The 13,153-nt window shown below is 56.8% G+C and carries 10 protein-coding genes and 1 tRNA gene; 5 read left to right on the top strand and 6 right to left on the bottom strand.

Features of this window, described 5'->3' with window-relative positions; translation table 11 throughout:
* Positions 1 to 26: 26 nt before the first annotated feature.
* From dtd to AC3DEZ_RS14265, 4 genes are all read left to right on the top strand, one after another.
* Positions 27 to 467 (top strand): D-aminoacyl-tRNA deacylase, encoded by a 441-nt coding sequence (dtd, locus tag AC3DEZ_RS14280; protein WP_488388811.1) that lies wholly within the window; start codon positions 27 to 29, stop codon positions 465 to 467.
* A 112-nt stretch (positions 468 to 579) separates the two neighbouring features.
* Positions 580 to 2,436, top strand: coding sequence for an RNA polymerase sigma factor RpoD (gene rpoD / locus AC3DEZ_RS14275; protein ID WP_488388810.1), 1,857 nt, complete (start codon positions 580 to 582; stop codon positions 2,434 to 2,436).
* A gap of 92 nt (positions 2,437 to 2,528) precedes the next feature.
* A tRNA-Ile gene (locus AC3DEZ_RS14270) sits at positions 2,529 to 2,604 on the top strand.
* An 891-nt stretch (positions 2,605 to 3,495) separates the two neighbouring features.
* Entirely contained in the window at positions 3,496 to 4,560 is a 1,065-nt protein-coding gene (locus tag AC3DEZ_RS14265; protein ID WP_488388809.1) for an AbiJ-NTD4 domain-containing protein, read from the top strand.
* Positions 4,561 to 4,601: 41 nt separating this feature from the next.
* On the opposite strand, the gene AC3DEZ_RS14260 is transcribed toward AC3DEZ_RS14265, so the two are convergent.
* The 6 genes from AC3DEZ_RS14260 to AC3DEZ_RS14235 form a co-directional block, all read right to left on the bottom strand.
* A complete protein-coding gene (locus AC3DEZ_RS14260; RefSeq protein WP_488388808.1) occupies positions 4,602 to 5,435 on the bottom strand; it encodes a hypothetical protein in 834 nt (277 codons plus the stop codon).
* Between the two features lie 28 nt (positions 5,436 to 5,463).
* Positions 5,464 to 6,192 carry a hypothetical protein gene (locus AC3DEZ_RS14255; RefSeq protein WP_488388807.1) on the bottom strand — a complete coding sequence of 243 codons (729 nt, stop codon included), beginning with the start codon at positions 6,190 to 6,192 and terminating at the stop codon, positions 5,464 to 5,466.
* Between the two features lie 472 nt (positions 6,193 to 6,664).
* Positions 6,665 to 6,859, bottom strand: coding sequence for an antitoxin VbhA family protein (locus tag AC3DEZ_RS14250; protein ID WP_488388806.1), 195 nt, complete (start codon positions 6,857 to 6,859; stop codon positions 6,665 to 6,667).
* Between the two features lies 1 nt (position 6,860).
* The gene (locus AC3DEZ_RS14245) at positions 6,861 to 8,165 is read right to left on the bottom strand and encodes a TniQ family protein (RefSeq protein WP_488388805.1); all 1,305 of its coding nucleotides are present in this window, start codon (positions 8,163 to 8,165) and stop codon (positions 6,861 to 6,863) included.
* Positions 8,162 to 9,181: an ATP-binding protein gene (locus tag AC3DEZ_RS14240; RefSeq protein WP_488388804.1), complete on the bottom strand. Its 1,020-nt coding sequence runs from the start codon at positions 9,179 to 9,181 to the stop codon at positions 8,162 to 8,164. The genes AC3DEZ_RS14245 and AC3DEZ_RS14240 overlap by 4 nt, the downstream gene beginning before the upstream one ends.
* A gap of 2 nt (positions 9,182 to 9,183) precedes the next feature.
* Positions 9,184 to 11,631 (bottom strand): hypothetical protein, encoded by a 2,448-nt coding sequence (locus AC3DEZ_RS14235; protein ID WP_488388803.1) that lies wholly within the window; start codon positions 11,629 to 11,631, stop codon positions 9,184 to 9,186.
* 1,248 nt (positions 11,632 to 12,879) lie between these two features.
* On the opposite strand from AC3DEZ_RS14235, the gene AC3DEZ_RS14230 reads away from it, so the two are divergent.
* Complete coding sequence (locus tag AC3DEZ_RS14230; RefSeq protein ID WP_488388802.1) at positions 12,880 to 13,143, top strand: hypothetical protein; 264 nt, start codon at positions 12,880 to 12,882, stop codon at positions 13,141 to 13,143.
* Positions 13,144 to 13,153 lie beyond the last annotated feature (10 nt).

Below are 13,153 nucleotides of genomic sequence, written 5' to 3'. Positions count from 1 at the left end.
ACCGCCCGCGCCGCGAGCATGGCCACATGCTTGCCTTGATACAGCGGGTCACCCGGGCGTCGGTGACCGTGGACGACGAGACCATCGGCGCCATCGGCGGCGGCCTGCTGGCGCTGGTGGCGGTCGAGCCGGGCGATGCGGAGCCGCAGTTCCAGCGCATGGCCGAGCGCCTGTTGGGCTATCGGGTGTTCGCCGACGCCGCCGGAAAGATGAACCGCTCCCTGGTCGATACCGGCGGCGGCCTGCTGCTGGTCAGCCAGTTCACCCTGGCTGCAGACACCCGTTCCGGGATGCGCCCCAGCTTCACCACCGCCGCGCCGCCCGACGAGGCTGAACGGGGATTCAACCGGCTGGTCGAAATCTGCCGGCAAAAACATGCTCAAGGGGTGGAAACCGGGCGTTTCGGTGCCCATATGGTCGTCAGCCTGGTCAATGACGGGCCCGTGACCTTCCTGCTCCGCCCCTGACGTTAAGGGAGGCGGACACAGCGTCCCCATCGTGGTTTTCAGGGACGAGGGGTAGTCCGGGCTGGTATAATACTAGGTTCCTTCCTCCATTCTTGCCGGTGGCGCAACCTCCATGGCCAACGAACGTCCTGCCCAACAATCTGAAATCAAGCTGCTGATCAGCAAGGGTCTTGAGCAGGGCTACCTGACCTATGCCGAAGTCAACGATCACCTGCCGGACGACCTGGTCGACCCGGAACAGATCGAAGACATCATCGGCATGATCAACGGCATGGGCATCGACGTCCATGAAGTCGCCCCCGATGCCGAAACCCTGCTGCTGTCCGACGGCAATACCGGCGGTCGCGAAGTCGACGAGACCGCGGCCGAGGAAGCCGCGGCCGCGCTGACCTCGCTCGACACCGAAGGTGGCCGCACCACCGACCCGGTGCGCATGTACATGCGCGAGATGGGCACCGTCGAGCTGCTGACCCGCGAAGGCGAAATCGCCATCGCCAAGCGCATCGAGGAAGGCCTGGGCCAGGTCCAGGCCTCGCTCGGCAACTTCCCGTGGTCGATCGAACTGCTGCTGGAAGAGTACGAACTGCACAAGACCGGCAAGAAGCGCCTGGCCGAAGTCGTGGTCGGCTTCAACGACGTCGAGGAACCGGCGGAAGAGGTGCCCGAGGCCGCGGAAGCGTCCGACGGCGACGCCGAAACCGAAGACGGGGACGACGACAGCGGCGACGACGCGGCCGAAGAGACCGGCCCCACCGGTCCGGATCCGGAAGAAGTCGCCCGCCGCATGCAGGCGCTGGCCGACGGCTACGCCAAGTTCAAGAAGGCGCACGCCAAGAACGGCCCGGACAACAAGGCCGTCACCAAGATCCGCACCGAGATGGCCGAGGTCTTCGTCACCCTCAAGCTGCCGCTGGCCCTGACCGACACCCTGGTCCGCAAGCTGCGCGACGTGGTCAACGAGATCAAGGACCACGAGCGCCGCGTGATGCACCTGTCGGCCAACATCGCCAAGATGCCGCGCAAGGACTTCCTGCGTGCCTGGGAAGGCAACCAGACCAACCTGGGCTGGGTCGACGAAGTCCTCAAGCGCAAGCAGAAGTGGTCCTCCGGCCTGCGCGAGGTCAAGGATCAGATCATCGCCGAGCAGGAAGCCACCATCGCGGTCGAACAGGCGATGCATCTGCCGCTGGCCGAGATCAAGGAAATCAGCCGCGCCATGGCCTATGGCGAAGCCAAGGCGCGCAAGGCCAAGAAGGAGATGGTCGAGGCCAACCTGCGCCTGGTGATCTCCATCGCCAAGAAGTACACCAACCGCGGCCTGCAGTTCCTCGACCTCATACAGGAAGGCAACATCGGCCTGATGAAGGCCGTGGACAAGTTCGAATACCGCCGCGGCTACAAGTTCTCGACCTACGCCACCTGGTGGATCCGCCAGGCGATCACCCGCTCGATCGCCGACCAGGCGCGCACCATCCGCATCCCGGTGCACATGATCGAGACGATCAACAAGTTGAACCGCATTTCCCGCCAGATGCTCCAGCAGTACGGCCGCGAGGCCACCCCGGAGGAGCTGGCCAAGGAAATGGACATGCCCGAGGACAAGATCCGCAAGGTCATGAAGATCGCCAAGGAGCCGATCTCCATGGAAACCCCGATCGGCGACGACGAGGATTCCCATCTGGGCGACTTCATCGAGGACACCAACGTGGAGTCCCCGATCGACAACACCACCAACATCAACCTGCAGGAAACCGTCCGCGATGTGCTGGCCGGCCTCACCCCGCGGGAAGCCAAGGTGCTGCGCATGCGCTTCGGCATCGACATGAACACCGATCACACCCTGGAAGAAGTAGGCAAGCAGTTCGACGTCACCCGCGAGCGCATCCGCCAGATAGAAGCCAAGGCCTTGCGCAAGCTCCGCCACCCCAGCCGCTCCGAGCAGCTGCGCAGCTTCCTGGATATCGACTGATTCCAGCCGGGCAAACCGAGCAAAGCAAAGAACCCGCCGCAAGGCGGGTTCTTCGTTTCCAGCCCCACCCCCCGCTACAATGGCGCCGCAGCGGGCCTATAGCTCAATGGTTAGAGCAGAGGACTCATAATCCTTTGGTTCCAGGTTCGAGTCCTGGTGGGCCCACCACGTAGCCGTCCACCGACGTCCATTGGGCGTTTCGACATAAGTTGCTCCAAAAGGTCAACTTATGTGAGATTTCCAGCATAAGTTGAAGACAAGACCAACATCGGGCCTTGGGAATCAACGGATTACCCTCTGAGGCGAATTGGGAAGGTCGGAGAGGTTTGAGGACATCCCGGGGATTCCTGATTTCCGGGTTTGCTGGCCAGCGTTCAGCCGAAACGGACTCTGGTTGGCCTCCTTCGAAGCCACTCTTTCACGGTGGCGACCGGGGTTCGAATCCCCGTGGGGCGCCAATTTGGTCAAGCACTTAGGGCTGCCGCGAGGCGGCCCTAAGTGTTCTTCCGGAGTCTTTCCGAAGTACCCGGCCTGCTCCTCCAGTCTGCACTTGGACATTGGTACCCGATTGCCCAAGACCCACATCTGAGCGAGGATGAGTCGAAATGGATAGGGAGTTGGGTCGACATGAAGTCTCTTACCCGCGTCAGCGTTCTTGCGGCCGCGCTATTGATCTCTGCATGCGCGTCCTATCAGCGGTCTTTCATGGAGCCGTGGCTCGGCGCTTCAGAGAGCGAATTGGTTCAAATGTGGGGATACGGGGATACCCATCGTCCTCCACCGACATCGTCCAGGCCAATCCTGACACCAAGATCTACACCTATCGCTACACCAACAGTGACCCAATGACCGGAGCACCGACACCTTGTCGCGTGTCTTTTACGCTCCGACAGGACCGTGTCTCTCGGTGGGACCACAGCGGTGGTGCGTGTCCTCGAAACGAGCGACAAATTGTTGCTTCACCAAGGTCAAGCCAATCGTCTGCTGTAGGCAGCCAGAACCTGTGCGCGCCATTAGCGCAACCGGCCTAGGCCTCGGTAGGTTCAAATAGGAGCTAGCATGCTTACTGATATCTTTGCGGCTAGGTATGCCGCGATTCCTATCTGGCGGCAATTCGGAGAGCCAGAGCGCCGCCTGCTCGTTCAAGCCTTCCAGATCGTCAAAGATCAACTGTTTCCATTCTGGACCAACGATGGCAAGGAAAGGAACGGCGCTAAAGAAGCATGGACATCCATACACGATCGACTGAAGGTCGAACTTGGACTAAGGGAGCTATCTGCTTTAGGTTACTTCGACAAAGTATTGCTTTACGGAACAGAGCGAGCCGTCTGGAAGCCACTAGCCATACCACATGTCTGCGAGACCTTTGTCTGCGCACAACCAAGCCCACAAGTCTCGCCTGATGTCTTTATAAAAGAGCGACTAAGTTTTATAGAAATCGCGTTCCGCGATAAGGAAATAGATATCGCAAAACTAAATGCAGCTCTACCAAGCCAAATCGCACGAGCCGAAGCTGAAGCAAAGCGCCCTCATCCTGGAGGTCATTTTGTGTTTCCAGGAAACCCGGCTGATGGATTGAGGGCATTAAATCGGCAACACAATGATGCGTTCGATAGAGCAACTCATGAACTAAACGAGCGTCTCCGCCAAGCTAATACGCATCTAAATTACCACAATGGTTTTATTCAGATCTCGGACGACCAACAAATCCTAACGCAGATCGAAACCCCATTCTGGAACCTTGTTAAGGACCAGAAGTGGATGAACGTTGATACCGACATGAAAGAAGCCGTCGACAGGCGTGACTCAGGCGGTCGAGATCCAGCGTTTTATGCTGCCAAGGCTCTTGAAAGCACGATTAAGATAATTTCAGAAGAGAAAGGATGGACCAGAGGAACGGAACGAGGAGCGCACAGCTACATTGATAATCTGGCTAGCTCACGCAATGGAGCTTTCATATCGAGGTGGGAGCAAACAGTCCTAAAGAACTTCTTTTCTGATATTAGGAATGAACTAGGACACGGCCCTGGTGGCGCCCCCATACCAATATTGACTGTCCAACAAACTGATTGGGCTCTAGAGTTCTGTATGTCGTGGATAAAATCGCTAATATTGAGGCTGTGACTCGGAACCAACGTTTGCGAACATAGGCAGGACCACCGCATTCAAGGGCTCGAGATGAACTGGCCTTTTACCATCGCTCTTGGGCTTTCCTCATCAATCATCATGAACGCACGACTGTTCGCGTCAAATACAAAAGCGCTATGCGCATGACCATTTGCCGAATTTAATAGCAATCTACCTGCGCTAACAGTCCAAGTGTTTTCATTGTCATTTCTCCCGGAGATTATTTCTCCAGAGGCGCCAAAAGAAATTTCCTTTCTTCCACCTGCCCTCGGGTTGAAGTGCAGCACCCATGGCCTATTGAAGATCAGCTTTTTGATGGCTTCGTCTCGAGCCAATACGCCTTGAGGAAGCGGGCTTCCAGACGCCTCAAACTCCAAGATTCGCCCTTCTAATTCGGAGATTCGTTTGCCGCTTGATGCAGCTGAATCTTCTAGAACTTGCGTCCGTTGTTGAGCTTCGTGGAGCCGCCTGTCTAGGCGCCCTATTTCATTGAAATGCCTTTCTCGAATTCTCTCAACTTCCTCAACAGTAAGCAGACGCTTCTTCTCAACTTCGTTTCTCTTGTCAAGGAGTTCGCCGCGCTGCTTCAGCTTCTTCTCATAGAACCAGAGAGCTGGCTTGTGGTACCACAACAAATAGGCGAATGCGGAAGCAAGGGGGAAGAGGAAGCCCGTCAACAAAACTTGTTCCCAGTGCGGATACAGCACTTCGTCAATATACCCAAACCTTTTTGGAATCGGCATGCTGGAGAATAATGCAACAAGGAGCCGATGATTCCAAGCAAGCCAGCTAAGTGCGAATGCTCCCGTTAAGGGGCTGACCGCCCTATCCTTTATATAGCCGGTTATTGATTGCCAAACTTCGCTTATCATGATGTTTCTATCCCGTTATCCCTTGCCTTCAGCAATCAGTCTCTAAAACCGACTCGAGAACTAGATCATCCATCAACCCATTAGCCACCTTGGCGCTTATCTTTAAGGTTCCAACAAGTCCATCGGATTGTCGGTAGGCAAGCGAAGTTTCAATCGGCATTCCATCTCTGCCATCTCTCCAGAACAGGAATTCTTTCGTCTCTCCATTTACCCAATCAGTTGCCTCCAGAGGCAGCCTGTCATCATCATGGTTAGATGAAACACTGGTGATCAGAACGCTTCCGCCGACGTTCTGAATCTTGAATTGACCAAACGCTGGCGCCGAACTGGCATAGACGTCTTTTTTCCTAAGTTGGAATACCGGCTGGCATCTCGCCTTTGCCTCTCTCTCAGCACGCTTAGCCTGACTCACCTGCATTTCCAGTTCGTCCGCCGCCAATTGCGCCATGCGGGTTTGCTGTTCAGCGGAACGACGCATTTCCTCTACCTGCAGCTCCAGAGCATCCGTACTCTTCTTTAGCTCTTCAGCCTGAAGCCTCAGCGCTTCCGTGTTCTGTCTCAACTCAATCCCTTGCTGAAAATAGCCGAGAATTAGCCATAGAATTGCTAAGGGCCCGAACACGCCGGCGAGCAAGTCGCCGATATTGTTCGGGGCCATCATGAGTATTTCAGTCAGTCGCTCATTAAAGATGAACCAAAGCAGCAGCCCATACAGTGCCGTAAGAACCAGCCCGATCCTAGAAAGAAACTTCCCCATAGCCTCTCCTTAAGCCAATCATCCCCAGGGCGTATCTTTCTCCTTACCGGCCATTAGTTCAAGCAGGCAACGCTCAGCGTTCGAGAGGGAATGCTGCGACAACCACCGATATGGCATCGCCAGCCCTGCCCCACCCGGCATGCTCTGGAAGTTGTCCAGGTTGTTCCCGAAGCTGTATACGCCGCCCTGGCTGTAGGCACCGGTGGGGCCTGGATTTGACTGTCCGTTGGCGGTCGCGGCACCGAACACTGCCGCGCCGGCGTTGTGCCAGCACAAGCGCATAGCGGTCTCGCGCCTTTACGGAGGACCTGCTTGTTGAAGGTTCGCATCAGGATACGTTCTGGATGCCAAGGCGGTCCAGCTCTCCCGCATGGCGAACGTTCAGGGCGGCCGCTCATTACAATCGAGCTAGTAGCGTGGCCGCTACGAGAGCAAAGATCACGCCGTCTGTGCCTGCCGACTGGACCGTCAGTTAGGACTCATCCACGCCAGGGTAGGGAGCTTTGTGAATGCACTCAAGAATCATGTCTTTTGCAGTGGCAAAAGAGATTTCACCTGCCGCGGCACGATCAAGAATGGCCCGCATTTCTTTGGGTACTACCAACCCGGCAAGTTGCACCGATGCAATAGCATCGGCCAATGCGTCCTGAGGAGAGAGCTTCATCATCTCAGTTCCCCTGCGGAGGTTTCGGAACGTAGAGCATGCCATTTCGGGTGCGGGGTCGATACTGGCCGCAGGATGCAAGATAGCGTTGCCTGACGAGCCATAAGGGCGAAGCCGTCTCCATCGCAATCCTCTCTAGACGACGTTTAATAAGGCCGTGCGTCTCCGAAACGGACAAACGCGAAAGCGACCTATCGATTTTCCGCGTTTTTGCTGCTCTCGCCGAAGAAAGCTGTAGCTTTCTTTTCGCCATAAGCTTCATCACAAGGTCCCTGCCACGTTGATTAACTGTGCTTTGGCAAAATCCATGGTCCTGACAGAACTGTCGGAGTGTAGGTGCCAGGTCTTTGCTGTTTAGACACTTCTTCAGAGCGGACTCGATCGCCGATTTGCGCGCTCCGCGAGGGAGATAGTTCCCCCGCAAGCGCCGAGGTAGCCGAGGCTTTCCCACATTAAGACTGGCTACATTGGCGGCCTGCTCGGGCGAGGAGAGTATCAGTGTCGTACTTACGTCGAAGTACTCAGAGATGTGAAGCAACGAGCACAAAGACGGTCGAGTATGTTCCGCTTTGCGAAGAATCCTACCTAGCCGTTCTACTGCATCACGCATATCAACATGTTTGCTGATGCCGAGGATGAATGCTCCGGCAGCCTCTTGTCGGAAGTTGGGAAAGGGAACGGAAGCCGTGTACTCCAAAAGCTCCACGATATGACGCTCACCCGGGTCTGGCGGCAACAGCCGCGCCGACCGGGGAAGGCTCACCAATGAGCGGCCGCAGTCGCCGCACGTGTCTGGTGTACTGCAGCGCTGCCAGTGCTGCTTCCCACCACATTGTCCGCAGCAAACCTCTAAGCGAGTTCGATGCACGCTACATCGGTGGGTACCCACCAATTGCCATATCAATCGCTCGTAAGGCGGCCGGCCAAGATCACGGTCCTCGCGAAGGCAGGCCGGGCACCACGCGCGGTAGGGCTTGATGCTGTCACTATTGTTCTTGGCGCACACCTGTTGAAGTGAAAGAAGTGTACAGGCTGAAAGGTCAATACGGTTTGTAGCGTTCTGCAGCGCCTGAACGAGGCGCTGGACATTAGGGCTATAGCCATTGACCCGGATGCTGAAGAACCGGGGAACAATTGAATTGTACGTCTGTCGGTACCATGCATCCAAGCAGCTCAGCAACTGATGGGGGCTCATCCCGTGTCGTTCCGAGAGGCGGACCAGATAGGATGCCAATGATTCGACCTCGAAAGACCCCAGTCCCTTGGGGTCGAGATCGAACAGGAAGGTTGTCGGGAGCGGTCGCTTCATGCGGGCGTTACCCCCACACTATCTCGTGTGAGCGAGCGCTGCCCCGGGCGCCGGCGCCCAGGAGCGGTGTTTCTCACAGCATCTTCCTCAGGAAGAGGAGAAGCTGACTCAAACATGTCAGTACGCATCTTCTTGAGCAGGTGCCGCCGTTGGTTGAGGTCATGGAACGACTCGGCTTGGGCGACTCGCCGGGATGACTCAAAATCAGCGATCGTCAAACGATGTCGCTCATGTGCCCCCATCTGGGCTAAGGCAAGCTTCGCCCACTTGATAATTGAGCCGACGCATCCGGCCGTACCCGCATACAACAGGTCCCGATAACTCATCAGGCACTGGCCTGATTTCCAAGGCAAGAGGCTGTCTATACTAGTTAGGATGCGATCGAAGTCAGCGCTGTCAGCCTTGCTGGTCGAGTAGCCCGGAAACTCAAGGACAACCATCCGGCCATTGAGGTGTGCCGACAAGAAACATCGGTCAAGCATCGTGTAGTCGCCGCAGATAACAATAGCTACATTGGTCTCGTTGCCTAGGCACTTAAGCGTGTCCAGTGCGGCCAGCGGACCACCGCGGCTGTGCGATGAGAAGATTGGCATGGCCTCGTCAACCGCTAGCAAGGCGGTGCGACGAGCTTGCAAGGTTCTCGCAATGATCGAGCGTAGGGCGGCTTCGGTGTGAGAATGACGTGGTAGATAGCTGCTGTCAGTGAAAGCCGGGTGCTTGAGCGCCGCCAGAAAGTCAGCCCACAATTGCTTCAATGAGATGGAGCCCTGATTGGTCTGAGAAGCATCAACGCAGGCGTAGGGGATATATCGTTCGTCATGATGGCCCTTGAACATGTCGTGGATGCACTCGGCCAACAGCGTGCTCTTGCCGACACGGGATGGGCCTACAAGGAAAATGACATCCCCGCCATTAGCAATCTGCAGGTTGGCATAGGCCAGCCGATACGTTTGCTCATACAGACGATGCCGGATACGGATGCGGGCCAGCTTGTTGGCCAAGTCAACGTAGCTCATGGTCACTCCTCCTCAATGTCATACGGCAGAGGGCGGATATCCGTGTCAGCAAGCCGAATGGAGCTAAGTCTGCTCTGCTGCTTTCGGGGGCGCGTTCGGTCCTTCGCAGCGCCAACGACAGACTGAACCGCCTGCGCCATATGCAGCGCCTTCTTGTCGGTCAAGCGGCGCTGAACGTCGGTGCACTCGATGCTTGGGATGGACTGAAAGGCCAGCTCCGCGGTTTCCTTTGCCGTAGGCTGGTAGGACCAATTGTGGTGGCAGGTCACCAGTTCAGAACCCACCAAAGCGTAAAGACGGTTGGTGTCCCAAGGTTCCTCAAAAGCCGTGACCGAGGCGCCATCTTGTAGTGTATTGAGTGCTGGATGCCGGTAGTAGCGGCCTTTGTGGCGAATACCACGTGCTTCATCTAGCTGGAGGCTGCGGCGGAGCCCAGGCGCGGTTAGCGACAAGAAAGCGTTGTCGAAACTAACTGCGTTTCCGCTCATCGGAAACCGGTCCATCCCCGCCTTGAACAGCTGGGCTGGTGACTGCAGACCTTTGATGGCATGTGTGTTGAAGATGTCGATGTAATCAGCCACCGCTTTGCATACGTGCTCAAAGTCCAGGCAGGCATGTGTCTTGCCTTTGTGCGAGGCACTGCTCGCGCGGCCCAACCCCTCGTTGCGCTTGTTGCCAGGAAAGGACTCTATGTGAGACTGCATGGAGCCGAAGGCGGACTCTATGCAGCTGCCATACCGCGGGGCGCCAGGTGGACGGCTTTGTTTGCTGATGGCCAAATAGGCCAAGGTGGTTTCAAAGTAGATCGAGCCAAACTCTGCACCATTGTCAACGATTATAGATTCGGGCAGACGTCCGTGTCGGTAGGCACAGTCCCTAATGACCATGCAGCAGGCCCGACGACTGGGAGCATAAAAGCTAAGAATGTAAGCCAAATATAGGCCGGAATATTCATCCCGCATGGCCGTCAGCCAGGGGGATTTGAACATCAGATCTTCTCCCTCGCCGGCAACCACGACGTTGATCGCAAGGTACTGATGGTCGATATGCGCGCGCCTGAACGGTCTGTCGGGCGGGATGTCACGCAGTGTCGGATCCACGGGCGAACGAACGGAATTTGCGCTGCGGCGACCATTGCGAGCCAAGGCGAGCTGATATGGGTCTAAGGCTTTGATCCAGTGATAGAACGTGCTTCTGGCGACTGGAACCTCCTGTTCATGCACTGGGATTCTGCTTAGGGCTTGGGCATGAGCCAAGAAGTACTGTCGATACGCTGCCGCCTTAGAAATCGACTGAGGGCTGACGAAGTGCTTCTGGATGATCTGATTGGCCAATTCGGAATGCCACGGTGCGTGTCGGGCCTGACGATTTCCCTTCAGGCGATGCTTTGGTATCAACGCCGAGATGCTGCTGTTGTTGCTGTATGCTTTTTGCCATCTGCATCTTGTGCTTTTGGAGATAGAAATATCTAGCTCGCCGCGCAAAAACTGAAGACGAGTAGCGGCAATCAGCCCATCTTTGGATTGTGGAGCAACGGCGTTTGGTTCAGTCGAAAGTTCGGTGTCGAGATAGATGGCGTCCCTTAGCTTCTGGGCATCCGCTGAAATCAGGAAAGTGTGCGGCCGGGTGATGAGGCGCCGTTCCATGTCCCCTACAATGACGCCGGCTCCAATGAGCTGAATCAGCGGGCTAAAGTCTATTAGGTCAAGGCACTGGGCTAGCTCAGCCAAGGGCATGGCGCCGCGCTGTTCTAGAATGCGGGCGACCTCGCTGCATACTCGTTGCCCGACGGACGTCGTCCCGATATCCAGCGTGCGAGCGACGAGGTCAAGGTTCTCGGTGAGAATCGGGCAAATGGTTCGTTCTGTCACCACGGCATAGCGCAGTCCCAGGGCCGCGAAGGCGTCCCTTGCGGGCACGAAATCCCAACACTCTTCGCCCGAGTACTGCCATTGGTCCGGACGCTCTTGGCCAAGCCTCTTGCACTCTCGCAGAAACTTAACCTCGGCAACCCAGGCGCCAGTGCGAGTAATGACCAGGAAGTCCGCATGGTAAGGGCGTTGGCGTTGTTTGCTCCCAACGCGGATGGTGATGGGTGGGGGCTGGTCCCAGTACTCCAGCACATCATCATTGAATTCGCAGCTCATCGCGAATCGCTGTTCTATTGCGCTCTCACACCCCACGGTATGTCCCATTTTCCGGCTCGCATATCGGACCGGCGTGTTTTGGGGCTTCTCCCCCGAGCGTACGCGTCGGCTAGGTGGCGAGTGGCGCGCGGCATGGATGTATTGCATGGCGGCGTTCTGCAGTTGGGCCGACGCCAGGACCTGGTCGATGAGATAGTCAGCGGCAGGCATAACCCCTCCCAACGATATGCCGTGGGAATGGAGCCCAGCACGACTGAGTTGCAGGCGGCTTGGAACCGGCATGGCACCGGTAAGTGCGGTCAAGTGAATTTCGATGAAGCGAGAAGGGGAGCCGCTCGGGGGGCTGGGGGCTATGCGTAGCCCGGTTTAATGGGCTTGGAGCAGGCAAACAGGCCTGCACGACGCGTTCGGTCGTGTTCATGGATGTCCTCACGAATAGGGCGCGCGAAAAAAGCGCGAACTGACGGCACACACCCCAAATTCGCGGGTGCGTGTACTTGACATTCAATGAGAACGCCTAGAGCATAGGCCGCAGCGAGGGTCACTACCCGCGTCGACCTCAGAAGCCCCGCACGGCAAATGCGGGGCTTTTGTTTGTTCCAAGCGTTCGATGAGCTACTTGGACATGGGGCGCTCCTCTTGCGATTAAGGGGTAGATGGGGCGTGGCACGGTCCCTGGTACCTGGCCAGCCCAGCAGAATGACGGCCCGTGCGTCAGAAAATTCCAATCATTTCAATTGCCTGCTGTCTGCCTGCGGCTCCTTCACTGGGGATGCCTAGAACCAGCTAGCGTGGGGGTGTTTCGGAGGCATTGACTTCCGGAGAGGATGCGCGCAAGAGGTAACGGACACCAAACCGTTATCGAGGGGCCGACCATTCGCATTGGCGGCCCTTCGTCCTTTGAGGTTCTGCGATTGGCTGCATATTGGGTCAGCTCATCGCGGTGTCCTCCTCATTCAAGAACGCTTCCACCCAAGCGCAAACCTGTTGCCGTGAGGCAAACCAGCCGCGGCGTCCGGGTAGTTTGAACATGCGAATCGGTAGGCGACCGGCGGCCCTAGCCTTTGAAAGCGCCTCTCTGGTTGGGAAGCCCATTAGGCGAGCCGTGTCTGCAGCCGACAGAAATGGACTGTCGGGTATGGAAGCAGTGACCACGCGCAGGGCGTCGGCGGACCTCATCGGTGTTCCTATCGTTGACCCTGCTGCGCCATAGGCACCTGCGGTTAGCCCTGTTCAGGCCGTTACCGCTCTGTCCCTATTTGGCTTGTAAGCAAACCTGCCACCACGGATGAGTCAATGCACGCTGCAGTGCAGCGTAAGACATTGATTTGTAAGATATATTTATATCAGACTAGAGCAATCTTGGGTGACGGGTCGGCTAAAATAGGCAATCCGGAAGAGGCAACGAAATGGGTGACGTGATCTCCGAATGCTCGCAGCCCAAGTTGAATGGGAGCGATCCGTATCTTGTTTCCCGGTGCCGTATTCTCTTGAGGTGGTAGAGCGCAAAGGGGTGATATGGGGAGTGCTGCGGTAATTCGGAAACTGACCGTGACGCGCTATCGAGGAATCGAAAAGCTCGAATGGCGGCCCGCGTCCAGCATGAACATCATCCTCGGTGGCGGGGATGTTGGAAAAACGACGATTCTCGAAGCCATCGCGCTGCTGCTCAGCCCGACGAATGCAACCACGGTAACCGAGATGCAAGGCAAGTACGTTTCGCGATTCCTAGCAACTGCCATCAGCGAGTCAGCCGTGCCGAGCACGAAGCAAGGCTCTGCCGGTTCCGCTGTTGCCTCAGGCGCCACTCGCTGACGCTGTACGC

The sequence above is a fragment of the Pseudoxanthomonas sp. 134C1 genome, from assembly GCF_057773065.1.
The sequence above is the reverse complement of the archived record's forward strand: the minus strand, read 5'-3'. Positions and strand labels throughout refer to the sequence as shown.